Origin of the sequence: Neorhizobium descurainiae (genome assembly GCF_051400715.1) — a bacterium.
Classification (GTDB): domain Bacteria; phylum Pseudomonadota; class Alphaproteobacteria; order Rhizobiales; family Rhizobiaceae; genus Neorhizobium.
This window is the reverse complement of record NZ_JBLFFK010000002.1, coordinates 12,867-37,730: the sequence shown is the minus strand read 5'-3', so window position 1 is coordinate 37,730 and position 24,864 is coordinate 12,867. Positions and strand designations below refer to the sequence as shown.

The window sequence follows — 24,864 nt, the reverse complement described above, 5'->3', positions numbered from 1 at the left end:
AAATGAAACAGGTGAATGGGGAAAAGCTTCTGGCGTCATTGGGGGATGGCGTCGAAAAACTGCGCGGGCGCCTCACGCCGGACGCGCCGATGGATCGCGTCACCTGGTTCCAGGCGGGCGGCCTTGCGGAGCTCATGTTCCAGCCCCATGACATCGACGACCTCGTCACCTTCCTGCAGATCGTGCCGGAGGAGGTCCCGCTGACGGTGGTCGGCGTCGGCTCGAACCTGCTCGTGCGCGACGGCGGCATTCCGGGCGTCGTGCTGCGCCTCTCGGCCAAGGGTTTCGGCGGCCTCGACCTCGTCGGCGAGAACCGTATCCAGGCCGGCGCCATCTGCCCGGACAAGCATATCGCCGCCATGGCCATGGACAATGGCATCGGCGGATTCGCCTTCTATTACGGCATTCCGGGCTCGATGGGCGGCGCGTTGCGCATGAATGCGGGGGCCAACGGCACGGAGACGGCCGACCGGGTGGTCGAGGTTCATGCGGTCGATCGCAAGGGAAACAAGCACGTGTTCCCGAAAGCCGAGATGGGCTACAGCTATCGTCATTCGTTCGTCCCCGCTAACCTCATCTTCACCCATGCCGTCTTCGAGGGTTATCCTGAGGACCGCGCCAAGATCCGCGCCGAGATGGACGCGGTCCGCCAGCACCGCGAGACCGTGCAGCCGATCAAGGAAAAGACCGGCGGCTCGACCTTCAAGAATCCCGAAGGCCATTCGGCCTGGAAGCTGATCGACGAGGCGGGCGGCCGCGGTCTGATGAGCGGCGGCGCGCAGATGTCCTCGCTCCACTGCAACTTCATGATCAACATAGGCCATGCGACCGGCTACGATCTGGAATATCTCGGCGAGACGGTCCGCCAGCGGGTCTTCGAACATGCCGGCATCAAGCTCGAATGGGAGATCAAGCGGCTCGGCATCTTCATGCCCGGCCGCGAGGTGAGGCCGTTCCAGGGTGTCACGAGCGAATAAGTATGTCGTTGGTCCATAACGAGCGCACCAAACTTCTTGCCAACGCGCTCGACCGGCTTTCGACGGCTTGTGTCGCCGCGGGCTTCATTGCACCTGTAGGTTCTCTTACCAGCGCCTTGACGACGTTCAGCGTTTCGGTGCCGATCGCTATTTCGACGATGGCTTGGCTTTTGGCGGCAGTGATACTACATTTGGCGGCAAGACGAGCGCTTGGAGATCTAATCTCATGAACTCCGCCACCTTCTTCTTCCTCTATATCCTTCCGTTTGTGATCGCGGGAGCAGGGTGGGTTGCAGTGCTGCTGAACGAGCGACGTAATCGACGCAGGAGCCATCTGCATCCGGGCGAATGACCATTCGACAGTTTCTTTGAAAAGGCCGTGAAAGCAGACGCTTCGCGGCCTTTTTTAATATTCCGATTCTGATTCAAAATCCCGCCTTGGACCTCTGTTTTTCCTCGGTTTTTCGCTGCGGGTTAACGAAGGTAAACGCTTTGTTAACCATATTGGGGCACTAATGCAGCCATGCCTTATATCCGGCGGGAATCGCCTTCGGAAACAAGGTTGGCGCAAGCGCTGCGGTATAGGGTGAAGTCTTTTTCGGGAGTGATCGATGCGCGACAAGCATGTGGCTGTTCTGATGGGAGGGTTCTCCTCCGAGCGGCCTGTCAGCCTGTCCTCGGGGAATGCCTGTGCCGATGCACTCGAGGGCGAGGGCTATCGCGTCACGCGCGTCGATGTCGGCCGGGATATTGCTGCGGTTCTCGCCGATCTCGGGCCGGATGTTGCCTTCAATGCCTTGCACGGGCCTTTCGGTGAGGACGGCACGATCCAGGGCATTCTCGAATATCTGGAGATCCCGTACACGCATTCCGGCGTGCTGGCCTCGGCCCTTGCCATGGACAAGCACCAGGCGAAGCATGTCGCCAAGGCTGCCGGCATCCCGGTCGCCGAAGCGAAGGTGATGAGCCGGTTCGATGTCGGGAGCGCCCATCCGATCAAGCCGCCCTATGTGGTGAAGCCGGTCCGTGAAGGATCGTCCTTCGGTGTCGTGATCGTCCAGGAGAATCAGTCTCATCCGCCGCAGATCATCGGTTCTGCCGAGTGGCGCTACGGCGAGCGGGTGCTTGTCGAGCGCTATATCCACGGCCGGGAGCTCACCTGCGGCGTCATGGGCGATGTGGCTCTGGGCGTGACGGAAGTCGTGCCGGTGAGCCATGCCTTCTACGACTACGATGCGAAATATGCGGAAGGTGGCTCGAAACACGTCATTCCGGCGCAGATTTCACCGAATATTTACCAAAAGATTCAAACATTGGCGCTTAAGGCGCATCAGGCGATGGGCTGCCGGGGCGTCAGTCGCTCAGACTTCCGCTACGACGACCGCTTCTCCGAGAACGGCGAGGTTATCTGGCTCGAGATCAACACGCAGCCGGGAATGACCCCGACATCTCTGGTGCCCGAAATGGCGGCGCATGCCGGCCACTCGTTTGGTGAACTCGTCCGTTGGATGGTGGAGGACGCTACGTGTTTGCGTTGATCGGCAATAGAGCGGGTGGACCGCGCAGCCGTTCCGAACTTCTCTATGTCGGTGCGGAAGAGCGCCGCGTTCTTCCGCGGCCGCTTCGCCGGGCTGTTCGCTTCTGCGTCAGCCTTGCGACCGGCCGCATCCATATTCCGCCCCACACGGGGACCGTGTCGGCATTCGGCTTCTTCGCGGCCGTCGGCTTTTACGGCATGTCGCTCGGCGGCCATGGTCATGAGGTCGCCCAGGCGACGACCGCCGCGGTCGGCTTTGCGATAGAGGATGTGCGCGTCTCCGGCAACGAGCAGACGTCCGAGATCGATATCCTCCAGCTTCTCGGCCTCGACGGCACGACGTCGCTCGTGGCGCTCGATATCGATGCTGCGCGCCGCAAGCTCTCCGAGCTTCCCTGGGTCGAATATGCGGAAGTCCGCAAGGTCTATCCGAGGACGATCGAGGTCATGCTGAAGGAACGCCAGGCATTCGGCATCTGGCAGCACGGGACCGAGCTTTCGCTGATCGAGAAGAACGGCAGCGTGATCGCACCGCTGCGCGACAACAAGTTCGCCTCGCTTCCGCTCTTCGTCGGGCGCGACGCCGAGACGGCCGCCGCCTCCTTCGAGGACGAGATGTCTGCGTGGCCCGAGCTGATGAGCCGGGTGAAGGCCTATGTGCGTGTCGCGGGCCGCCGCTGGGATCTGCATCTCGACAACGGCGTCGTGCTGAAGCTGCCCGAGGCCAATATCGGCAAGGCGCTCGCCGTGCTTGCCCGCCTCGACAAGGATCAGGGCGTGCTGGAGCGCGATGTCGCCGCGATTGATCTGCGTCTGGAAGACCGCACGACCATCCAGCTCACCCCTGGCGCCACGGAGCGCCGCAAGCAGGCGCTGGAAGCGCGCACCAAGGCCCTGAAAAAGCTGGGAGAGCAGTCGTGAGTGTTTTCGGTTCCTCCCATTTCGGCCTGCCGCGCATGAAGCCGCTCTCCTCCAAGCGCTCGCACGTGGTTTCCGTCCTGGACATCGGCTCCACCAAGGTGGTCTGCATGATCGCCCGGCTGACGCCGCGCCAGGAAAGCGAGGTCCTGCCGGGCCGCACCCATAATATCGAGATCATCGGCATCGGCCATCAGCGGTCGCGCGGCGTGAAGTCCGGCGTGATCGCCGATCTCGATGCGGCGGAAAGCGTCGTGCGGCTCGCGGTGGACGCCGCCGAGCGCATGGCGGGCCTCACGGTCGACAGTCTGATCGTCAACGTCTCCGCTGGCCGGCTCGCCAGCGACGTCTATACCGCGACGATCGACCTCGGCGGCCAGGAAGTCGAAGCGGCGGACCTCAAGAAGGTTCTGGTCGCGGCAAGCCAGCAGTCGCTGCGCCAGGATCGCGCGATCCTGCATTCGCTGCCGACCGGCTTCTCACTGGACGGCGAGCGCGGTATCCGCGATCCGCTGGCGATGTTCGGCGACGAGCTGGGCGTCGACATGCATGTGATTTCCGCCGAGCGCGCGACCCTCAAGAATCTCGAGCTCTGCATCAACCGCGCGCATCTGTCGGTCGAGGGCGTGGTGGCGACGCCCTATGCCAGCGGCCTTGCGGCTCTCGTCGACGACGAGGTCGAACTCGGCTGCGCGGCGATCGACATGGGCGGCGGTACCACGACGATCTCGGTTTTCGCGGAAGGCAAGCTCGTCCATACGGATGCCATCAGTCTTGGCGGCCATCACGTCACGACCGACCTCGCGCGAGGTCTTTCGACGCGTATCGAAGATGCGGAGCGCATGAAGGTCGTACACGGATCGGCACTCGGCAACAGCGCCGACGAGCGCGATGTCATCGCGGTTCCGCCGATCGGCGAGGATGACCGCGATCAGCCGATCCAGGTGCCGCGCTCGCTGGTCACGCGAATCGTTCGGGCGCGCATCGAGGAGACGCTGGAACTGATCCGCGACCGCATCCAGAAGTCGGGTTTCAGCCCGATCGTGGGAAAACGCGTCGTGCTGACGGGCGGCGCGAGCCAGCTCACCGGCCTTCCGGAGACCGCCCGCCGCATCCTGGCGCGCAATGTCCGGATCGGCCGTCCGATGGGCGTGTCCGGCCTTCCGGCGGCGGCCAAGGGGCCGGCCTTTTCGACGGCTGTGGGCCTGATGATCTATCCGCAGGTCGCGGACATGGAAACGCATGCCTCGCAGAGCGGGCTGATGGCTTCGCTCGGCAGCGGCAATGGTCGGCTGGCCCGCGTGGGCCAGTGGCTGAAGGAGAGTTTTTGATGCGGGGGCTTATGCCCGTCGCGTCAGAGAAGAGTTGCAATGAATTGGCCGGCGGCGATGCGGCCAGAAAAAGAAGGAACTGGTGCAATGACCATCAAGCTGCAGAAGCCTGATATTACCGAGCTGAAGCCTCGGATTACCGTGTTCGGCGTCGGCGGAGGCGGCGGCAATGCCGTCAACAACATGATCACGGCCGGGCTCGAAGGCGTCGATTTCGTTGTCGCCAATACGGACGCCCAGGCGCTCACCATGACCAAGGCGGAGCGGATCATCCAGATGGGTGTTCAGGTCACCGAAGGTCTCGGCGCCGGCTCCCAGCCGGAGGTCGGTCGCGCCGCCGCCGAGGAATGCCTCGACGAGATTTCCGATCATCTCGCCGGCACGCATATGTGCTTCGTCACCGCCGGCATGGGCGGCGGCACCGGCACGGGGGCCGCTCCGGTCGTCGCGCAGGCCGCCCGTTCGAGGGGTATCCTCACAGTCGGCGTCGTCACCAAGCCTTTCCATTTCGAAGGCCAGCGCCGCATGCGCCTTGCCGAATCCGGCATTCAGGAACTGCAGAAGTCTGTCGATACGCTGATCGTCATTCCGAACCAGAACCTTTTCCGCATCGCCAACGACAAGACGACCTTCGCCGATGCGTTCGCGATGGCGGATCAGGTCCTCTATTCGGGCGTTGCCTGCATCACCGACCTCATGGTCAAGGAAGGCCTGATCAACCTCGATTTCGCCGACGTCCGCTCGGTGATGCGCGAGATGGGCCGCGCGATGATGGGCACCGGCGAAGCCTCCGGCCCCGGCCGTGCGATGCAGGCCGCGGAAGCGGCGATCGCCAACCCGCTGCTCGACGAGACCTCGATGAAGGGCGCGCAGGGCCTGCTAATCTCCATCACCGGCGGCCGCGACCTGACCCTCTTCGAAGTGGACGAGGCCGCGACCCGCATCCGCGAGGAGGTCGATCCGGATGCCAACATCATCCTCGGCGCGACCTTTGACGAAGCGCTCGAGGGCCTGATCCGCGTGTCGGTCGTCGCGACGGGCATCGATCGCGGTGCGGCCTCGGTCGATATCCGCGCCGCCGAGATGCGCGCTGCTTCCAAGCCGGTCATCCGCCCCTCGGCCGCCATTCCTCCGGCTCAGCCGGCTGCCCAGCCTGCCCCCGTGATGCAGGCCGCCCCGGCACCGGTCCTGAAGCCGGCCGTCGATCCGATCGCCGAGACGATCCGCATGGCGGAAGCCGAGATGGAGCGCGAGCTTGCCATCGCCGAGCCTCCGCGCGTTGCGCCGGCACCCCAGCCGGCCGCTCCGCAGCCGCTGCAGGAAGAGTTCCGCCCGCAGAGCCGCATCTTCGAGGCCGCTCCGGTCGAAGCTCCGGCGCCGGTTGCAAGCCGTCCGGCTCCGGCCCCGCAGCCGGCGCCGGTCCAGGCTCATGCGTATCAGGCTCCTGCGATGAGCCAGCCCGCTCCGCGCATGGCCCAGCCGGCTCATCACGAGCCGCTCTCTCCGGTGGTCGAGCCGGTCCGCATGCCGAAGGTCGAGGATTTCCCGCCGGTCGTGAAGGCGGAGCTCGATCGTCGCTCGCAGCCGGTACAGCACGTGCAGGAGGAGCGCGGTCCGATGGGCCTCCTGAAGCGGATCACCAATTCGCTCGGCCGCCGGGAGGAGGAAGAGCCGGTCAGCTCCGACATGACCGCTCCGGCGCCGGCCCAGGCATCGCAGCAGCGCCGTCCGCTGTCTCCGGAGGCAAGCCTCTACGCGCCGCGGCGCGGCAATCTCGATGACCATGGCCGCGCCGTGCCGCAGGCCCATCACGAGGAAGACCAGCTCGAAATTCCGGCCTTCCTGCGGCGCCAATCCAACTGACTTGGCGAACTGAGTCAACGGCGGTCACCAAACGTGAAGACGGCCCGGATCACTGATCCGGGCCTTTGCGCGTTTTTATCAATCAAGACGCGGAGTTAACAACGTAACAATGCGAAACGAACAGTGATTTGGATTGTGACGGACGGCTGCGTATGAAGGACGGTGAAAGACGCCCGAAGGGACCTCCGATTCAAGCGATCGGCTCATCAAGAAGCGTCGGAAATTCCGGGTCCTTGTGCTTTACGGATCCGGCGATAAGAAGGCAGTAATAATGACCATTGGATTGCTCGGTTTCCAGACCACCATCGCCGCCCCGGTAACCATGAAGGGTATCGGCGTTCATTCCGGAGCACCCGTCACCATTACCTTCCAGCCTGCCGAAGCCGGCACCGGCGTGGTTTTCACGCGCCTTTTCGAAGACGGCAGCTCGGTCGAATATCGCGCCGTTTCCTCGCAGGTCGGCCCTACCGACCTCTGCACGGTTCTCGGCAGTGCGCCGGCAAAGTGGGTCGCCACGGTCGAGCATGTCATGGCCGCGCTCTATGCGCTCGGCATCGACAATATCGTGGTGGAGGTCGATGGCGGCGAAATGCCGATCATGGACGGCAGCTCCTATCCTTTCATCGAGGCGATCGAGCAGGCCGGCATCGTCAACCTGGGCATCAAGCGGCGCTATATCCGTGTCGTGAAGCCGGTGCGTATCGATGCCGGTGCGTCCTGGGCGGAATTCCGTCCCTATGACGGCACGCGTTTCGAGGTTGAGATCGACTTCTCCTCGCCGCTGATCGGCCGGCAGAAGTGGGAAGGAAATCTGACGGCCGAGACGTTCAAGCGAGAGCTTTCGCGCGCCCGTACCTTCGGCTTCATGCGCGATGTCGAGCGTCTCTGGGCGGCCGGCTACGCGCTCGGCTCCTCGCTCGAGAATTCGGTCGTCATCTCCGACGACGACACGGTCGTGAATGTCGAGGGCCTGCGCTACGCGGACGAATTCGTCCGCCACAAGACGCTCGACGCCGTGGGCGATCTGGCGTTGGCCGGGGCGCAGTTCATCGGCTGCTACCGCTCCTATCGCGGCGGCCACAAGATGAACGCCAATGCCCTGAAGGCGCTGATGAGCGATCCGACCGCCTATGAGGTCGTCGAAGCTCCGTCGTCGCGTGCGGCGCGCGTGCGGGCCGGGGAATTCGTTCCGGTCAGCATGCCGGAACTGACGCACTGGTTCGCTTGAGTAAAGTTGATCCGGTTGACTGGGCCGCTTCTTTCGGAGGCGGCCTTTTCTTTTGGAGATAACGTTGGTCGATGCCACAAAAATGCATTAATGCCGCATCATTGCGTTGCTCTCCCTTTGCTTTTATGGCTAGAACGGCCTCATCGGGGCAGGGCTTCAGTGCGCGGGACGATCAGGAACTGTCGAATGAACCATGTAAGGTCTGTTGGAATACGTAAGACGGCACGGATAGCGCTTGTCTCGCTGGTACTTGTCGGCGCTGGCTTTGGCATGACCGCCTGCCAATCGGACCGGGATATCGACATCACCAAGCTCGGCATGGAGACCGATCCGCCGGAAACGCTCTACAATCAGGGCCTTGCGAACATGAAGGCCGGCAATCTGACCGAGGCGAGTCGCAAGTTCGACGCGATCGACAGGCAGAACCCGTTTACGGAATGGGGCCGCAAGGCGCTCGTCATGAGCACCTTCACCAAATACCGTCTCGGCCGCAACGACGAGGCGATCGCCGCCGGCAACCGTTACATGAACCAGTATCCGCGCTCGGCGGATTCGGCCTATGTGCAGTATCTCGTCGGCCTTTCCTATTCGCGGCAGATCGCCGACGTGACGCAGGACCAGCGCGCCGCCGTCCGCACGATCGACGCGATGAACAAGGTCGTCAACGACTATCCGGATTCGGAATATGTCGAGGATGCTCAGACCAAGATCCGCTTCGCCCGCGACCAGCTCGCCGGCAAGGAGATGCAGATCGGCCGTTACTATCTGGAACGCAAGGAATATCTTGCGGCGATCCGGCGCTTCCGCAACGTGGTCGAGCAATATTCCAACACCAACCAGGTGGAAGAGGCGCTGGCGCGCCTGACGGAAGCCTATTATGCCATGGGTATCGTCGAGGAGGCGCAGACCGCCGCTGCCGTCCTCGGCCGGAACTATCCCGACAGCCAGTGGTATGCGGATTCCTACAAGCTGCTGCAGACAGGCGGTGTCGAACCCCGCGAGAATCGCGGTTCGTGGATTTCTCGTGCCGGGGCCAAGCTCATCGGCGCATAAGGTCTGAGGCATGCTGATCCAGTTGTCGATCCGCGATATCGTTCTGATCGAGCGGCTGGATCTTGCCTTCGAGACCGGCCTCTCGGTGCTGACTGGCGAGACCGGTGCAGGCAAATCCATCCTGCTCGACAGCCTGTCGCTGGCGCTCGGCGGCCGCGGCGACGGCGGCCTTGTGCGTCACGGCGAGGAGAAGGGTCAGGTGACCGCGGTCTTCGACGTATCCGGCAGCCACGCCGCCCGCCAGCTCCTGCGCGACAACGGCATCGATGACGACGGCGACCTGATCTTCCGCCGCGTCCAGTCTGCCGACGGCCGTACCCGCGCCTCGATCAACGACCAGCCCGTCAGCGTCCAGCTCATGCGCGAGGCCGGCCAGCTTCTCGTGGAAATCCACGGGCAGCACGACGACCGGGCGCTGATCGATACGGACGCGCACCGCACGCTGCTCGATGCCTTCGCGGGCCTGAGCGATGAAGTGCTGCAGCTTTCCGGCCTCTATCGGACCTGGAAGGATGCTGAACGCGCCTTCAGGACGCACAGGGCGAAGGTTGAGGCTGCCGCCCGCGAGGCCGATTATATCCGCGCCTCTGTCGAGGAGCTGGAAGCGCTCGCTCCCTGCGATGGCGAGGAGGACGAACTGGCCGAAAAGCGCTCGCAGATGCAGAAGGCCGAGCGGATCGCCGGCGATATTTCCGAAGCTTCCGAATTCCTCAACGGCAATGCCTCGCCCGTGCCGCTGATCGCCTCGCTGGTGCGGCGGCTGGAGCGCAAGAGCCACGAGGCGCCCGGTCTGCTTGAAGAGACGGTCGAACTCCTTGACACTGCGCTCAACCATCTTTCCAACGCACAGATGGAGGTCGAGGCTGCGCTCCGGAAGACCGAATTCGACCCGCGTGAACTGGAGCGGGTCGAGGAGCGGCTTTTCGCGCTGCGTGCTGCCGGCCGCAAATATTCCGTCGCCGTCGCCGACCTGCCGGCGCTCGCCGAAAAGATGGTCGCCGACCTTGCCGATCTCGACGCGGGTGAGGAAAAGCTTGCCGAGCTCGAAAAGCTGACGGCAGCCGCCAAGGCCGATTACGATCGGGCCGCGGCCGCGCTTTCCGAAAAGCGCCGGCACGGCGCCGAGGCGCTGGCGGAAGCGGTCATGGCCGAGCTGCCGGCCCTGAAGCTCGAACGCGCCCGGTTCATGGTCGAGGTCGCAAGCGATTCGGAAGCCGCCACGGCCGAAGGCGTCGATACGGTGGAATTCCACGTCCAGACGAATCCCGGCACCCGCCCAGGCCCGATCATGAAGGTCGCCTCGGGCGGCGAGCTGTCGCGGTTCCTGCTGGCGCTCAAGGTGGCGCTTGCCGACCGCGGTTCGGCTCCGACGCTGGTCTTCGACGAGATCGATACGGGCGTAGGCGGCGCGGTCGCGGATGCGATCGGCCAGCGGCTGAAACGGCTTTCCGACAAGGTGCAGGTGCTGTCCGTCACCCATGCGCCGCAGGTGGCGGCGCGCGCGGCGACGCATCTCCTCATCTCCAAGGGACCGGCCGCGGAAGGCTCGGAAAAGATCGCCACCCGCGTCGCGACCATGGCGCCCGAGCACCGTACCGAGGAGATCGCCCGCATGCTCGCCGGCGCTTCCGTCACCGACGAGGCGCGCGCGGCTGCCAAGCGGCTGCTTGCGGGAAGCGGCTAGCTCCGGTTGAGCTGGCCAGAAGGGGCGGACCCGGCGCGTCGTCCCCACCTTCTTCCATACTTCCCATCCACAAAAATTGCTCTACAAAACGACTCCTCGATACCCGAGGAGTGAACCCGCATGTCTGCCGAAAAAACGCCCGTCGAAGACCTGACCGAGGAACAGGCCGCCGCTGAGCTCGCCTACCTGGCTGCCGAGATCGCCCGAAACGACGAGCTTTACCACGGCCATGACGCGCCGGAGATTTCGGATGCCGAATACGACGCGCTGAAACGGCGCAACGATGCGATCGAGAAGCGGTTCCCGCAGCTCATCCGTGCCGACAGCCCGTCGATCCGCGTCGGGGCCGCGCCTTTGCCGACCTTTGCGCCGATCACCCATTCGCGGCCCATGCTGTCGCTCGACAACACGTTTTCCGACGACGACGTGCGCGACTTCGTCAACTCCGTCTATCGCTTCCTCGGCCAGCTTCCGGACGGCTCGATCGCGTTTACCGCCGAGCCCAAGATCGACGGGCTGTCCATGTCGATCCGCTACGAGAACGGACGGCTGGTGAACGCCGCGACGCGCGGCGACGGCACGACCGGCGAGAACGTCACCGAGAACATCAAGACCATCAAGGAAATCCCGAATCGCCTGCCCGCGGGCGTGCCCGACGTCGTGGAGGTGCGCGGCGAGGTCTACATGACGAAGAGCGAATTCCTGGCGCTCAACGAGAAGATGGCGGCCGAGGGCAAGCAGACCTATGTCAATCCACGCAACACGGCCGCCGGGTCGCTGCGGCAGCTCGACGCCAGGGTGACGGCGAGCCGCAACCTGAGATTCTTCGCCTATGCCTGGGGCGACATGTCGGAGATGCCGGCCGACAGCCAGATGGGCATGGTCGAGAAATTCAGGGAATGGGGGTTCCCGGTCAATCCGCTGATGAAGCGCCTCTTCGCGGTTGAGGACATCATCGCCCATTACAAGGATATCGGGCTGAAGCGTCCGGACCTCGATTACGAGATCGACGGCGTCGTCTACAAGGTCGACCGGCTCGACCTGCAGGCGCGCCTCGGCTTCCGCTCCCGCTCGCCGCGCTGGGCGACGGCGCACAAGTTCCCCGCCGAGCAGGCCTTCACCCATGTGGAGAGGATCGACATCCAAGTCGGCCGCACCGGTGCGCTGACGCCGGTCGCGCGCCTGACGCCCGTGACGGTCGGCGGCGTCGTGGTCACCAATGCGACGCTCCACAACGAGGATTACATCAAGGGCATCGGCAATTCCGGCGAGCGCATCCGCGATGACGAGCACGACATCCGCATCGGCGACACGGTCATCGTGCAGCGGGCAGGGGACGTCATCCCGCAGGTGCTCGACGTCGTCATGGAAAAGCGGCCGGCGGACGCCGTGCCCTACGAGTTTCCGAAGAAATGTCCGGTCTGCGGCAGCCATGCGGTGCGCGAGAAGAACGAAAAGACCGGCAAGCTCGATTCGGTCACCCGCTGCACCGGCGGCTTCGTTTGCCGCGCCCAGGCGGTCGAACATCTCAAGCATTTCGTCTCGCGCAACGCTTTCGATATCGAGGGGCTCGGCGCCAAGCAGATCGACTTCTTCTTCGAAAGCGAGGACCCGGCGCTGCAGATCCGCACCGCACCCGACATTTTCACGCTGAAGAAGCGGCAGGACGATTCGCCGCTAACCAAGCTCGAGAACATCGAGGGTTTCGGCAAGGTGAGCGTCAAGAAACTGTTCGATGCGATCGACGAGCGGCGGAACATCGCGCTCCACCGCCTCATCTATGCGCTCGGCATCCGGCACGTGGGCGAGACGAACGCCAAGCTTCTGGCGCGCGCCTACGGCTCCTATGAAGCCTTCGAGGCGGCGATGAAGGAGGCTGCAAATCTTTCCGGCGAGGCCTGGCAGGACCTCAACAACATCGAAGGTATCGGTGAAGTGGTGGCCCGCGCCATTGTCGAGTTCTTCAAGGAGCCGCGTAACATCGAAGTGATCGACAAGCTCCTGAAGGAGGTGACGCCGCAAGCCGCCGAGCAGATTGCGGCAAGCAGCAGCCCGGTGGCAGGCAAGACAGTCGTCTTTACCGGCTCGCTCGAAAAGTTCACGCGCGACGAAGCCAAGGCGCGCGCCGAAAGTCTTGGCGCGAAGGTGGCCGGCTCCGTCTCCAAGAAGACCGATTTCGTCGTAGCCGGCCCCGGAGCCGGCTCCAAGCTCGACAAGGCGAGGGAGCTCGGCGTCCAGGTGATGGACGAGGACGAGTGGCTGGCCTTCATCGGCGGATGACGGTCACGTCCTCAGCCGCGCCATGGAATAGGCATCGACATAGGCGCCATCCCGGAAGGCGAATTCCTTGAGATGGCCTTCCTTGACGAAGCCGCTCTTCTCGTAAAGACGGATCGCATTGTCGTTGTCGGTGAAGACCGTCAGCTCGACGCGGCGCAGGTTCAGCCAGTTGTCGGCGATATCGAGAACCGCCGTCATAAGCGCGCTTCCGACGCCGCGGCCGGTGAAATCGTCGTGCACGCCCATGCCGAGCGTTGCCGCGTGGCGCCGCCGCCCCACCAGCGGGCCCAGAAATGTGTCGCCGATGATCCGGCCCTCCAGTTCCGCAATCAGCCTCTTCGCGCCGGGATTGGGGGTTTCAAGCCCCTTGCGCGTCTCCTCGACGGTCTGGAAGGGCAGGCGCAATGTGCCGTAGCGATAGCCGGGCATATTGGCGAGCGCCGCAATCGCGTCCGCATCCGCTGGCCGGGCGGCGCGGATCACGATCCCTTCCAGCCGCTCCGGTCGGGGCGGTTTTTCACGGGCGTCTTCACTGGATTTCATCTTGCTCTCCTTCGTCTGTGCCGAAGCAGAGCGGGAGAACCGAACCCTGCCTCAGCTTCGGCAGGGTTGGTGGACGGATGACCGGCTAACGCGCCAAAACCGCCACGCACCCTGCGGGGTGAATGGTCACGGTAAGATGCATGTGGGCGGCGAAATTGGTCATGGCGGCATGAAGCCAGAGGCGCGGCCTGGCGTCAAGGGATGCGATCCGTCTTTGCCGAATCGAATCGCGGGCTGTAGAAGTTGGCCGACATCCATCCGGAACCAGCCCTTGAAGACCATCGCCATCGCGTTTACCGGAGCCCAAGCCCATGAACCGCCTCACCAGCCTCGCATCCGCCGCCGTCTTGTCGCTCGGCTTTCTCTCCATTCCCGCGTCAGCCCAGGTGGTCGGCAAGGTCGGCGTGGACTGGATCGGCAACGACATCATCGTGGAGGCGATCACCGATCCGGAAATCAAGGGCGTGACCTGCCACGTCAGCTATTTCGACCGTTCGATCATCGATCGTCTGAAGCAGGGCAACTGGTTCGAGGACCCGTCCAACAGTTCGATCGCCTGCAGCCAGACCGGCCCGATCGAGATCGGTGAGATAGACCTGTCCAGAGGCGGGGAGGAGGTCTTTCGCGAGGGCCGCTCGCTGATCTGGAAGGATCTTCTGGTGAAGCGGATCTACGACAAGACGAACGATACCCTGATCTATCTCGCCCATTCGCGGCAGATTGTGGAGGGCTCCGCCAAGATGGCCATTTCGACAGTGTCGCTCTACGGCCAGCAGGTGACCTGGACGAAGGGCAAGCCTCAATAAAAACTCACGCAGCCGCCGCAGCCCGATCGGCCAAGCCCGAGGTCGACATGAGCGAAGCTGCACGAAACCGGGCTCGACTGGCGAACCCGGTTCCGAGGCGTTCACGGATGCTCAATCAGCGGACGTAGACGATCTTGCCGCCATCGGCAGCCGTCTCGATGCCGGCCACGTTCTGAAGCTCGACATTCTTTTGCTCCAGCGCGGCCATCAGGGCGGGATCGGACTGGATCTGCACCTGGGCTGCTTGAGCCGCGTCGGCATTAGGCGTCCTCAGCGTCAGAGGAACCTGCGGGTTCGACGACTCGCTGTCGTTCGTCTCGGTGATGTAGACCACGCTCACATTGGCGGGTGATGGGGTCGGCGCTGTCGGCCCGAGATCCTGCGCATAGGCGCCGCCGAGGGCGGAGGCGGAAATCAGGGCTGCGAGAGCAAGTGCCTTTTTCATGATGTTCTCCTTCTTCTCTCACCGGCACCGGGTGGGGAGGCTGTCGACGTTTCGGCGCCGGCATAAGAGGGGAACCGCTACAGCTTGCGCGTTGTTCCGAAGATTTTCAAAAAATATATCGGTATAACAGAGGTTTAATGTTCCATCACAGGCGTGTGAGGATCATTTGCGAATGCGCCGAAGCGGGTCCGGAAAGAGCCGGACCCGTTTCGTCATCCAATCATCAGCGGACGTAGACGATCCTGCTGCCGTCTGCGGCGGTGTCGATGGCGACCACATTGTTGAGTTCGACGTCCTGCCTGACGAGCGCGGCATGCAGCGCCGGATCCTGGCGGATTTCCGCCTGGGCCTTCTGGATCATCGACCGGCTCGGATGGACTATGGTGTCGGGAATGTCGAGCCGGCGGGCGGCGTCGGCCGTTTCGGGATCGGTATAGACGATGGCGACGTCGGTGGCGGGCTTCACCGGCGTGCCCATTTCACGGGCATAGGCGCTTCCCATCGTGGCGGCGGACATCAGGACTGCGAGAGCAAAAGCCTTGTTCATGGTCATTCTCCTATCTTCGAAAACCAGCCGAAGAGTTCTGAAGCGGTTCGGTTGGGCGTTTTGCGACGGGAGAACTCGCACTGCAGCAGTGGGGTTCCGAAATTTATTCTTAAAAAAATGTAATGATTACAGAAGTTTAATCTTCCGCTACGCTTGCGTGCAGCGGAAGGTCGAGGCGTCTTTTTGCGCTGCAAAATCAAGCGGCTTCGCGAGCCAGTTCGTCGGCGATGACCCTGTCGAGGTTCAGGAAGCAGACCATGGTCTTTTCCAGCGCCACGATGCCGCGGCAGAAGGCGCGCTGGGCTTCCGGGATGATTTCCGGCGCCGGCTGCAGGTCCTCGCCGCGGATGGTCATCATGTCGGACACCTGTTCGACCAGCAGGCCGACCAGCTTGCCGGCGATGTCGGTGACGATGATCGCCGAACGCTCGGAGGGTTCCGTCATCTTCATGCCGAGGCGGCAGGCCATGTCGATGACCGGGATCACCGCGCCGCGCAGGTTGATGAGGCCGAGCACGTAGGGCGGCGTATGCGGCATCGGGGTGACCGGCGCCCAGCCGCGGATTTCGCGGATCGCCATGATGTCGATGCAGAATTCCTGGTCTCCGAGATGAAAGGAGACGATTTCGAGATAGGCGCCGGATTGCTTGATGGCATTCGTCATATCAGAATTCTTTCCATTTGTCTGAGGATCGCGTCCGCCTGATCGCCTGGTCCACATGGCGATCGCAGTGTCGATCTCTGTCAGTCCGGTCGATTGCTCGCGCGCAGGCAATGAAGTTCGCGCGAACGTGATCGCTGATTGTCAGCGCGTCCTTCACGGCCCATATCGGTGAACCGGTCTCGGCGACGTCATGTCTTTCGTGGTTCCGTCCCGTCGGCTTGTCGCAGATGCCGCCGGCGCGCTGCCTCGGCATTCCCGATCGCCGGATCGATTCATCGAACCAGTTTCGCTTCCTTCAGCGTCTCAGACAGAGATTAATCTTCCGCTAATCGTGCTTGAGGTCGCAGGCTCTTCCGGAAAGGACGGATTGGCCCTAGAATGGCGTCATGAGCCAGAGCATCGTCACAAGCCAGCGCCTGCCGCTGATCGCAGCCGTCAGCCTGCTCCTGCTGGGCATTGCCGGAGCTGCCTTCTATGGCTGGCTGCTGCACGGCTCCTCCATTCTGCTGGCGCTCGGTGAAAACGGCCTCTCCTGGTGCTTCTGAGGAATGTCCCCTCCGTGGGACAAATCAGCGCGACGTTCTTCGAGAACGGCTTCTTGAATTGCATCTCGGCCTCTTCGGGTCTATCGCTCACGGAACAGTGTGAAGCCTGATCGTCAGGCGTGAACGTGAAGAGAATTCCGATGAAGACCTTTCGTGCCGTCCTCTGGGCTTCGGTCGTCGTGCTTGCCGGCGTGCTTGTCTGGCTGACGACGGAAGTGACACGCTCGAAGCAGGAGCTTGCCGAAGGCCCGTTCGGCGTGCCGTTTGAGCTCGTCGCCCAGAACGGTCAGCCCATCACCGAAAAGGCGTTCCAGGAAAAGCCGACCGCGCTCTTCTTCGGCTTCACCCATTGTCCGGAAGTCTGCCCGACGACGCTTTTCGAGCTGAACGGCTGGCTGCACAAGGTCGATCCGGACGGCACCAAGCTCAACGGCTTCTTCGTCAGCGTCGATCCGGAACGCGATACGCCGGAACTGCTCGGCCAATACGTTTCCAATGTCACCGACCGGGTGAAGGGCATCTCCGGTCCGCCGGAAAAGGTCAACGAAATGATCAAGGGCTTCAAGGTCTATGCCAAGAAGGTGCCGGTGGACGAGAAGGACCCGAACGGCGACTACACGATGGATCACACGGCCTCGGTCTTCCTGCTCGACAACGGCGGACGCTTCGCCGGCACGATCGCCTATGGCGAAAACCCCGACACCGCCGTCCAGAAGCTCGAAAATCTGATCAAGGGCTGATGGCTTTGGCGGTTGAAGCCGACAGGCCTTCTGTGGCAATCCTCTCGGCCATCCATCGATAGCTGAAAGATCATCCCCTTGAGCGAAATCCGCCTTTACGTCACGTCCACCGAAAAGGGGGCAGCGCAGATCCTCGACATCCTGTCGGAAGTGTTCGGCGAGGAGGATTTTGCCATCGCCACCACCGAAGTGGACGAGAAAAAAGATATCTGGGAGGCCTCCGTCTATCTGATGAGGGACGAGGAAGAAGTCGTTCGTGGGAGAATCGCGGACGGCATCCGCCACGCCTTTCCGGATGCGGCGATCGAGAGGGAAGTGATTCCGGATGTCGACTGGATCGCCAGGTCGCTCGAAGGGCTGAAGCCGGTGAGGGCAGGCCGTTTCCTCGTCCACGGCTCGCATGACCGCGGCAAGGTGAAGGCGAACGACATTGCGATCGAGATCGATGCCGGCCAGGCTTTCGGCACCGGTCATCACGGCACGACGGCCGGCTGCCTGGAGATGATCGAGGAGGTCCTGCGCGCCCGCACGGTCCGCAATGCGCTCGATCTCGGCACGGGAAGCGGGGTTCTGGCGATCGCGGTGCGCAAGCTCAGGCCCGTTCCGGTGCTCGCAACCGATATCGATCCGGTCGCCGTGCGGGTGGCGAAGGAGAACGTACGCCGCAACGGTATCGCCTCGGGCATCCGGCTTGAGACGGCGCCGGGTTTCCATTCGCCTGCCTTCCGTCAGGAAGGGCCGTTCGACCTGATCATCGCCAATATCCTGGCGCGGCCGTTGATGAAGATGGCGCCGCAGCTTGCCGCACATCTCGCGCCGGGCGGCTCGGTCATCCTTTCAGGAATCCTGGCCGAACAGCGCTGGAAAGTGCTGGCTGCCTATAACGGCGCGAAGCTCCGCCATGTGCGGACCATCTGGCGCAACGGCTGGGTGACGATCCACTTGCGTCATGGTTGAGGCATTGTGCGCCGCAACAGGGAAACGGCTTCCGGATTTTGAACGGCGGACAGCAAAAAGGCGACACCAAAGGTGTCGCCTTGCCGATCAATCTTGCGATCGATCGTGCCCGCGAGCCAGGAGGAGGATGCTCAAGCGGGCTCCGTATTCTGAAAGCCGGTGCGAGTGAGGGAGGAGGAGAACCGCCCCGGCCCTTGCTCAGAATACGTAGTTTGCAGCGCCCTTGCGGCGTAGTTCTTCACGGCTGGTGCCGAGGCCCTTCAGCGTTTCGTCGTCGAGGTTGAGAAGCGCGCCGTTGACATAGCGGGCGACCTGACGCTCACGAGCTTCGACCATGCGGTTGAAGGCATTGCGAAAGAAAGAGGAGGCCATATTGACGTGTCCTTTTGGAACGGGCCTTGTTCGGCGCCCGTTCGATGCCTCCTATATAGACTTTGCTGCACTGCACAGTGAGGGGGCTTCTCTCAAAGGTGGTATGCGCCCTGTGCATGGGATGCCGCTTATTGATCCATGACAAGGTGGCAGTTGCACAATCGGCCGGCACTCGCCGCTTCCGCTGGCCTAGTCCGATCAACATCGGCTAACATGCGGCGACCTTTTCGGAATCAGAACTTCTCCGAATTAGACAAAGTCCGGATCATCAGCCCATGTTTCAGTCTTTCGAAGTGAAATCCACCCCGCAGTTCGGCCGCGACCGCGTCAATGCGCTCCGGGCAAAATTCGACGAGCTCGGCATCGACGGTTTTCTGGTGCCCCGCGCCGACGAGTATCAAGGCGAATACGTGCCGGCTTGCGCCGAGCGGCTTGCATGGCTGACCGGCTTCACCGGTTCGGCGGGAATCGCGCTCGTTATGCAACGCGAGGCGGTGGTTTTCGTCGATGGACGTTACGTAACCCAGCTCGCCGAACAGGTGGACGGCACTGTCTTCACCGGCGGCGATCTCGTCAGCGAACCGCCGCATGTCTGGCTGCCGCGCCATGCGTCGAAGGGTTTCCGGCTCGGCATCGATCCCTGGCTGCACGCGGGCGCGGAAGTGCGCCGGCTGGAAAAGGCGCTTGCCGAGATCGGCGGCTCGCTCGTCCTGCTGCCGTCCAACCCGCTCGACAAAATCTGGACGGGCCGGCCGGCCGAACCGCTTGGCTCCGTCTCGATCCAGAAGCTGGACCATGCCGGCAGGCTCGCCAGCGAGAAGATCGCCGCAATCTCCGCGCAGGTGAAGGAAAAGGGGGCCGCCGCGGTCGTCATCGCCGACCCCACATCCGTCGCCTGGATATTCAACATCCGCGGCGATGACGTGCCGCATACGCCGCACCCGCTTTCCCGTGCGATTGTTCCGGCCGAGGGCAAGGCGGAAATCTTCCTCGACAAGCGCAAGACGGGGATCGAACCGGAAGCCTATCTGGCGCAGCTCGCCGTCCAGCGGCCGCCGTCGGAATTCCTCGCCCGGCTTTCCGCCTTTTCGAAGGACGGCGCGAAGATCCTGGTCGATCCGGATCTGACGCCGCTCGCGATCACCAGGGCGATCGATGCCGCCGGAGGGCAGGCGGTCGAGGCGGGCGATCCGGCAAAACTGCCGCGCGCCTGCAAGAACACGGCGGAGCTCGACGGCTCGGCGCAGGCGCATCTGCAGGACGGCGCCGCCATGGTCGAATTCCTGTGCTGGCTCGATGCCCAGGCACCTGGCACGATCACCGAGATCGATGCGGTAAAGGCGCTGGAAGCGGCCCGCGCACGGGTCGGCCAGAGCATGCAGAACCCGCTCAAGGACATTTCCTTCGACACGATCTCGGGTGCCGGCGAGCACGGCGCGGTGATCCATTACCGGGTGACGACCGAGACGAACCGCAAGCTCGAAGCGGGCGAGCTGTTCCTCATCGATTCCGGCGCGCAATATATCAACGGCACGACCGACATCACCCGCACGGTTGCGGTCGGCGCCGTGCCGGAGGATCGCAGGCGGTTCTTCACGCTGGTGCTCAAGGGCATGATCGCCATCAGCACGGCGCGTTTCCCGAAGGGCACGCGCGGCTGCGATCTCGATCCGCTCGCCCGCATCGCGCTCTGGAAGGCCGGCGGCGATTACGCGCATGGAACGGGCCATGGCGTCGGGTCCTACCTCTCCGTGCATGAGGGACCACAGCGCATCTCGCGGCTCTCGACGCAGGAACTGCTGCCCGGCATGATCCTCTCCAACGAGCCCGGCTATTACCGTCCCGGCTCCTTCGGCATCCGCATCGAGAACCTGATCTATGTGAAGGCGGCGGAGGAGATCGAGGGCGGCGACCAGCCGATGTTCTCCTTCGAGACGCTGACCTGGTGCCCGATCGACCGGCGGCTCGTCTTGCCGGCGCTGCTGACGGCGGAAGAGCTTGCCTGGCTCGATGCCTACCATACGGCGGTGCGCGGGAAGCTGATGCCGCTGATCGACGACGCATCCGTCAGGGACTGGCTGGTGAAGGCGACCGAGCCGCTCGCCTGATATCAGAAGCCTAAGAGGTGGCGGCAGATCATCGCCGCCGCCCAGCCGACCGCCAGCATCAGCAGGCCCGGATATTTGAGGCTGGCGACCAGCGCCACCAGCATGGCGATCTTCACGTCCCAGCCGCCGTCGAAGAAGGCGGGTGCGACCAGCGTGGTCAGAACCGCCGCCGGCACGGCATTCAGCGCCTGTTCCATGCGCGGCGGGATGGTCTTCATCCTGGTGATCAGCACGTAGCCGCCGATGCGGGTCAGGAAGGTCGCGACCGCCGCAGCGGCAATCAGGAACGCCATATCCATCGAGATCGCATCGGCCATGTCAGCTCTCCACCTCGCTGGCGGTCGTGACCGGCACACGCTCCTTCGGCAGCGGCAGAAGTGCCGCCACGACGACCCCGACGGCCGCACCGATGCTGACATGCCAGGGCGAACCGACGACATGATATCCGAAGACTGAGCCGAGCGCGCTTGCCGCCACCACGGGATAGAAGCCGGGCTTGCGGCGGAAGCCGACGACCAGGCCGAGGAAATAGATCGGCAGCAGGACATCGATCGCGATTGCGCGCGGATCACCCATCATCCGACCGAAAAAGGCGCCGACGACGCTGAAGAAGAGCCAGGGGAAATACATCGCGACGCCGAAGCCGATATACCACGGGAAGCTGATACCCCGGCCGCTCTCGCCGCGCTTGATGCTTTCGGCGAATTGCGGGTCCGTCAAAAGGAAGAAGGTGAAGAATTTCTGAACCGGCGTGAAATGGCCGATGAAGCGGGCGACGGCCGCCGAATAGAGGACATGGCGGAAATTGACCGCGAAGACGGACAGCACGATCAGCCAGGCGGCGACGTGATGGCCGAAGAGTTCGATGCCGACCAGCTGGCTCGCGCCGGCGAAGATGGTGGCGCTCATGAGGGCCGCTTCCAGCACCGAAATTCCGTTATCGACCGCAATGGCGCCGAACAGTATCGCGAAAGGCGCCGAAGAGAGCGCGACGACGATGCCGCCCTTCAGGCCCGCGTAAAATTCACTGCTGTTCATACGAGAAATCCTTCCGCCCCGGCTTTAGAACCGTGCCGCGGGCAGCGCAATTCAATTGGGCTGATGGAACGATCGATTCCGCTGAACTGTCGGGCGCTGCCGTTCGCTTGGCCGGTCAGTCCGCGAGGATGGCCTTGCTCGTCACGATGCCGATGCCCTTCGCCTTCATCTCGGCAATGGCGCTCTTCACGCCCTGCGGGTCTATGCCCCGGCTGGCATCCTCGATGAAGCGCACCTTCACGTCCGGCAGCATCTCGACGGCGTCGAGGGCGGAGAATTTCACGCAATAGTCCGTCGCAAGCCCGCAGATGTCGAGCTCGGCCACCTGCTGCGCCCTGAGGTAGCCCGCAAGGCCCGTGAGCGCCGCCTGGTCGTTGTCGCGGAAAGCCGAATAGCTGTCGACCGCGGGGTTGTCGCCCTTCTGCTGGATATAGTCGAACGCTTCGACATTCAGATCGGGATGGAATTCGGCGTCCGGCGTGCCCTGCACGCAATGATCCGGCCACAGGACCTGCGGCTTGCCGCAAAGTTCGCCCATTTCGAAGGGCTTCTTGCCGGGATGCTGCGAGGCAAAGCTGCCGTGGTTTTCCGGGTGCCAGTCCTGGGACGCGACGATCAGGTTGTAGCCGCCGTCTTCGATCAGCCGGTTGGCGACCGGCACGATCTCGTCGCCATGCGCGACCGGCAGATTGCCGCCGGGGCAGAAGCCGTTCTGGATATCGATCAGGAGCAGAGCTTTCATCGGTCTTCCTCCGAGCCTTGGCTGGAATAAAATGCCAATCATGGCCAGAAGGATCAAGATCGAAGAACTTGGGTTGGCTTGCACCGGCCAAAGCCCGCACCGGCCGCGGACAGGCAATGTCGCGATTGTCGCATTTTTCTGCTATTGAGCCAGCGCAGTCTAAACGGAGGCGGATAGATGGCGGAAAAGATGGGAAAGACGCTGCAGGATTTCTGCCGTCCGGACCGGATGGCACTTGTTGTCTATGACATGCAGGTCGGCATTCTCCATCAGCTCAAGGATGGCGCCGCGGTGACCGAGAAGGTAAAGACCGTCCTGGATGCAGCCCGGCGTGCGGGGTTCCCGGTCATCTTCCTTCGCCATCTTTCCATGCCGAAACCCCTGATGGGCCGCTTTCAGATGCGCCAGGCCATGGCCTGGCAACGGACGGATGATCCCGAAGCCGTGCACCCCTGGTTTCTCCGCGACACGCCCGGTTTCGCCATCGCGCCCGAACTTGCGCCGGGGCCTGACGAGGCGATCCTCGACAAGATCACCTTCTCCGCATTCGAAGGGACGCCGCTTGCGATCATCCTGCGCGATCTCGGCCTCACATCCTTCGCGATCTGCGGCGTGGCGACGGAAATCGGCATCGATCCGACCGTGCGCCAGGGATGCGACCTGGGCCTTGTGCCGGTCGTCATCCGCGATGCCTGCGGGGCAGGGCACGTGGACGCGGCCGAGCGCGCGCTCGACAATATCGCCTTCATGGGGGATGCGATCCTGTGTTCCGCGGAAGAGATGGTTGCGGCTATGCGGCAATAAGGCAACATTGGAAGAATTCCGATTTGTTAAACTTATCAATTGCCTTGACTGTCACTTCTATGCATAGGAAAACACGGCAGCGCCATATTTCGGCTAAACTTCCGGCGGCATGCGCATTTATGCGCACCACCGAAAACCAAATCGGGGCGGCGTAAAGACATTGGTTACCATAATCGTTCATCCTCACATGCAGTCCTTCGGCGGCAGTGAGCAGATACCCTCTCTGCGCGCACTTCGCCGGGGTTGTGTTGGCGGGTTCGCGCAAGCGGTTTCTGCCGGTGTGTGTAACGGTTCGGGTAACGAGTAATGGCGCGTTCGGTCCAGGCTTCCGCGAATGGCAAACAGGTACGCAAGGCGCCGCCGCGGCGAAAGAAATCCCGCTCTCTCCTGACGAATGTCGCCCTCGGTATCGGCCTGACCGTATCCGCCCTGGTCGGCGCCTCCGTGGTCACCATGGCGACAGCCGTCAAGTCCGCCTCCGACGTCAAATTCGAAACGACGCTGGCGCAGCCGGTCGCTGCCGCCGCGCCGATCGTCTCCGATAGTCGCGAGATTGAAGTCTCGAAATTCTCCCGTCTGCCCGGCAGCTCGCCGGCCGATCCCAAGGGCAGGCGTCTTGCCGACGCCGATGTGGCGGCGCTCGAAGCCCGCAAGCCGGATCAATCGAGCGTCCGGCAGATGCTCGATGTCGCCTTGGCCAAAGCCGCCCACCACGCCGAGAACGAGCAGCGGTTCGCGGCGCTCGAGAAAATCCGCCCGGATGCGAACGCCATCCGCGCCGCGCTCGCTCCGGCGATGGAAAGCCTCGTCGTCGTCGCGCCACGCGGCAACGACCCCATGCCCGATCTCATCCAGGATGCCGCGCCGGCCACCACGGTCGCCGAACTCAAGGACATGAAGCCGGTCGAGATGGCGGCGCTCGAAGAGACCGCACTCGAGGACGATGCCGGCGAAGAGGAAACCGTCGCGATCGTCGAAGCGCCCGTGCCGGGCTACGATCTGCCGAAGGCCGGGCCTCTGCCGGTCATCCGTCCGTCGACGGCGACGGCTGCGAAGCCCGCCAAGCCGAATGCGCTGGCCGCGATCGCCGCCGTCGCGCCGCAGAAGCCGGGCAGAGCCGGCGACGACGACAAGCCGACCGCGCTCGCCTTCGCCAAGCCCGATAATCCGATGCGCGAGACGCCTGCGGCACCCGCGCCGTCCGCGCCGAACTGGCCGGGCATTGGCGCCAAGGTGGCGATCTACGACATCAGCAATGCCGTCGTCCATCTGCCGAACGGCACCAGGCTCGAAGCCCATTCCGGCATCGGCGGCATGCGCGACAATCCGAAGTTTACGCATGTGAAGATGCGCGGGCCGACGCCGCCCGGCACCTACAAGCTCTCCATGCGCGAAAAGCTGTTCCACGGCGTGGCCGCCATCCGCCTGACGCCGGTCGACGGCAGGGCGCCGCAGGGCCGCACCGGGCTTCTCGCCCACAGCTATCTGCTGCGTGTGCGCGGCGATTCGCACGGCTGCGTCGCCTTTGCCGAATACGACCGCTTCCTGAAGGCTTTCCAGCGCGGCGAGATCACCCACATGGTGATCGTGCCCAAATGGGACGGCAGGCGTCCGGGTCGCGGCGGTGGCGGCGACAATTTCCTCGCCAAGCTCTTCAAGGGCAAGGACGCCTGATTATTGGG

25 protein-coding genes are annotated in these 24,864 nt (G+C 63.3%); 17 read left to right on the top strand and 8 right to left on the bottom strand.

Going from position 1 to position 24,864, the window contains the following annotated elements; genetic code table 11:
- Positions 1-2: 2 nt before the first annotated feature.
- From murB to ligA, 10 genes are all read left to right on the top strand, one after another.
- Complete coding sequence (murB, locus tag ACMGE0_RS03850) at positions 3-977, top strand: UDP-N-acetylmuramate dehydrogenase (RefSeq protein WP_436814549.1); 975 nt, start codon at positions 3-5, stop codon at positions 975-977.
- A gap of 226 nt (positions 978-1,203) precedes the next feature.
- The gene (locus ACMGE0_RS03845) at positions 1,204-1,329 is read left to right on the top strand and encodes a hypothetical protein (RefSeq protein WP_436814548.1); all 126 of its coding nucleotides are present in this window, start codon (positions 1,204-1,206) and stop codon (positions 1,327-1,329) included.
- A 259-nt stretch (positions 1,330-1,588) separates the two neighbouring features.
- On the top strand, positions 1,589-2,515 hold the full coding sequence (locus ACMGE0_RS03840) for a D-alanine--D-alanine ligase (RefSeq protein WP_436814547.1): 927 nt from the start codon (positions 1,589-1,591) through the stop codon (positions 2,513-2,515).
- Positions 2,503-3,435 carry a cell division protein FtsQ/DivIB gene (locus ACMGE0_RS03835; protein WP_436814546.1) on the top strand — a complete coding sequence of 311 codons (933 nt, stop codon included), beginning with the start codon at positions 2,503-2,505 and terminating at the stop codon, positions 3,433-3,435. The genes ACMGE0_RS03840 and ACMGE0_RS03835 overlap by 13 nt, the downstream gene beginning before the upstream one ends.
- Positions 3,432-4,763 carry a cell division protein FtsA gene (gene ftsA, locus ACMGE0_RS03830; protein WP_436814545.1) on the top strand — a complete coding sequence of 444 codons (1,332 nt, stop codon included), beginning with the start codon at positions 3,432-3,434 and terminating at the stop codon, positions 4,761-4,763. Before ACMGE0_RS03835 ends, ftsA begins: the two co-directional genes overlap by 4 nt.
- Before the next feature lie 87 nt (positions 4,764-4,850).
- On the top strand, positions 4,851-6,626 hold the full coding sequence (gene ftsZ, locus ACMGE0_RS03825) for a cell division protein FtsZ (protein WP_436814544.1): 1,776 nt from the start codon (positions 4,851-4,853) through the stop codon (positions 6,624-6,626).
- 271 nt (positions 6,627-6,897) lie between these two features.
- On the top strand, positions 6,898-7,854 hold the full coding sequence (gene lpxC, locus ACMGE0_RS03820; RefSeq protein WP_436814543.1) for a UDP-3-O-acyl-N-acetylglucosamine deacetylase: 957 nt from the start codon (positions 6,898-6,900) through the stop codon (positions 7,852-7,854).
- A gap of 186 nt (positions 7,855-8,040) precedes the next feature.
- Positions 8,041-8,907 (top strand): outer membrane protein assembly factor BamD, encoded by an 867-nt coding sequence (locus tag ACMGE0_RS03815; RefSeq protein ID WP_436814542.1) that lies wholly within the window; start codon positions 8,041-8,043, stop codon positions 8,905-8,907.
- 10 nt (positions 8,908-8,917) lie between these two features.
- Complete coding sequence (gene recN, locus ACMGE0_RS03810) at positions 8,918-10,591, top strand: DNA repair protein RecN (RefSeq protein WP_436814541.1); 1,674 nt, start codon at positions 8,918-8,920, stop codon at positions 10,589-10,591.
- A 120-nt stretch (positions 10,592-10,711) separates the two neighbouring features.
- Positions 10,712-12,871: an NAD-dependent DNA ligase LigA gene (gene ligA / locus ACMGE0_RS03805; protein ID WP_436814540.1), complete on the top strand. Its 2,160-nt coding sequence runs from the start codon at positions 10,712-10,714 to the stop codon at positions 12,869-12,871.
- 3 nt (positions 12,872-12,874) lie between these two features.
- On the opposite strand, the gene ACMGE0_RS03800 is transcribed toward ligA, so the two are convergent.
- Entirely contained in the window at positions 12,875-13,414 is a 540-nt protein-coding gene (locus ACMGE0_RS03800; RefSeq protein ID WP_436814539.1) for a GNAT family N-acetyltransferase, read from the bottom strand.
- A 311-nt stretch (positions 13,415-13,725) separates the two neighbouring features.
- On the opposite strand from ACMGE0_RS03800, the gene ACMGE0_RS03795 reads away from it, so the two are divergent.
- Positions 13,726-14,220 (top strand): CreA family protein, encoded by a 495-nt coding sequence (locus ACMGE0_RS03795; RefSeq protein ID WP_436814538.1) that lies wholly within the window; start codon positions 13,726-13,728, stop codon positions 14,218-14,220.
- A gap of 115 nt (positions 14,221-14,335) precedes the next feature.
- Here the strand turns inward: ACMGE0_RS03795 and ACMGE0_RS03790 are convergent, their stop codons facing one another.
- The 3 genes from ACMGE0_RS03790 to ACMGE0_RS03780 all read right to left on the bottom strand — a co-directional run bounded on the left by ACMGE0_RS03790 (position 14,336) and on the right by ACMGE0_RS03780 (position 15,876).
- Positions 14,336-14,665, bottom strand: a complete 330-nt coding sequence (locus tag ACMGE0_RS03790; protein ID WP_436814537.1) for a hypothetical protein — start codon at positions 14,663-14,665, stop codon at positions 14,336-14,338.
- A 223-nt stretch (positions 14,666-14,888) separates the two neighbouring features.
- Positions 14,889-15,212 (bottom strand): hypothetical protein, encoded by a 324-nt coding sequence (locus ACMGE0_RS03785; protein WP_436814536.1) that lies wholly within the window; start codon positions 15,210-15,212, stop codon positions 14,889-14,891.
- A 196-nt stretch (positions 15,213-15,408) separates the two neighbouring features.
- Positions 15,409-15,876 carry a chemotaxis protein CheW gene (locus tag ACMGE0_RS03780; RefSeq protein ID WP_436814535.1) on the bottom strand — a complete coding sequence of 156 codons (468 nt, stop codon included), beginning with the start codon at positions 15,874-15,876 and terminating at the stop codon, positions 15,409-15,411.
- Positions 15,877-16,262: 386 nt separating this feature from the next.
- Here ACMGE0_RS03780 and ACMGE0_RS03775 point away from each other — a divergent pair, with 386 nt between their 5' ends.
- The 3 genes from ACMGE0_RS03775 to ACMGE0_RS03765 all read left to right on the top strand — a co-directional run bounded on the left by ACMGE0_RS03775 (position 16,263) and on the right by ACMGE0_RS03765 (position 18,118).
- Complete coding sequence (locus ACMGE0_RS03775) at positions 16,263-16,421, top strand: hypothetical protein (RefSeq protein ID WP_436814534.1); 159 nt, start codon at positions 16,263-16,265, stop codon at positions 16,419-16,421.
- Positions 16,422-16,561: 140 nt separating this feature from the next.
- Positions 16,562-17,161 (top strand): SCO family protein, encoded by a 600-nt coding sequence (locus ACMGE0_RS03770; RefSeq protein WP_436814533.1) that lies wholly within the window; start codon positions 16,562-16,564, stop codon positions 17,159-17,161.
- 78 nt (positions 17,162-17,239) lie between these two features.
- Positions 17,240-18,118: a 50S ribosomal protein L11 methyltransferase gene (locus tag ACMGE0_RS03765; protein WP_436814532.1), complete on the top strand. Its 879-nt coding sequence runs from the start codon at positions 17,240-17,242 to the stop codon at positions 18,116-18,118.
- Positions 18,119-18,316: 198 nt separating this feature from the next.
- Here ACMGE0_RS03765 and ACMGE0_RS03760 read toward each other — a convergent pair whose 3' ends face one another.
- The gene (locus ACMGE0_RS03760; RefSeq protein WP_436814531.1) at positions 18,317-18,490 is read right to left on the bottom strand and encodes a hypothetical protein; all 174 of its coding nucleotides are present in this window, start codon (positions 18,488-18,490) and stop codon (positions 18,317-18,319) included.
- Between the two features lie 275 nt (positions 18,491-18,765).
- Between ACMGE0_RS03760 and ACMGE0_RS03755 the strand changes: the two genes are divergently transcribed.
- Entirely contained in the window at positions 18,766-20,598 is a 1,833-nt protein-coding gene (locus tag ACMGE0_RS03755; RefSeq protein WP_436814530.1) for an aminopeptidase P family protein, read from the top strand.
- A 2-nt stretch (positions 20,599-20,600) separates the two neighbouring features.
- On the opposite strand, the gene ACMGE0_RS03750 is transcribed toward ACMGE0_RS03755, so the two are convergent.
- From ACMGE0_RS03750 to pncA, 3 genes are all read right to left on the bottom strand, one after another.
- Positions 20,601-20,915 (bottom strand): AzlD family protein, encoded by a 315-nt coding sequence (locus ACMGE0_RS03750; protein ID WP_436814529.1) that lies wholly within the window; start codon positions 20,913-20,915, stop codon positions 20,601-20,603.
- A 1-nt stretch (position 20,916) separates the two neighbouring features.
- On the bottom strand, positions 20,917-21,636 hold the full coding sequence (locus ACMGE0_RS03745) for an AzlC family ABC transporter permease (RefSeq protein WP_436814528.1): 720 nt from the start codon (positions 21,634-21,636) through the stop codon (positions 20,917-20,919).
- Positions 21,637-21,751: 115 nt separating this feature from the next.
- On the bottom strand, positions 21,752-22,378 hold the full coding sequence (gene pncA, locus ACMGE0_RS03740; RefSeq protein WP_436814527.1) for a bifunctional nicotinamidase/pyrazinamidase: 627 nt from the start codon (positions 22,376-22,378) through the stop codon (positions 21,752-21,754).
- A 177-nt stretch (positions 22,379-22,555) separates the two neighbouring features.
- Between pncA and ACMGE0_RS03735 the strand changes: the two genes are divergently transcribed.
- Positions 22,556-23,182: a cysteine hydrolase family protein gene (locus ACMGE0_RS03735; protein ID WP_436814526.1), complete on the top strand. Its 627-nt coding sequence runs from the start codon at positions 22,556-22,558 to the stop codon at positions 23,180-23,182.
- A gap of 306 nt (positions 23,183-23,488) precedes the next feature.
- On the top strand, positions 23,489-24,856 hold the full coding sequence (locus tag ACMGE0_RS03730) for a DUF2778 domain-containing protein (RefSeq protein WP_436814525.1): 1,368 nt from the start codon (positions 23,489-23,491) through the stop codon (positions 24,854-24,856).
- Positions 24,857-24,864: the final 8 nt, after the last annotated feature.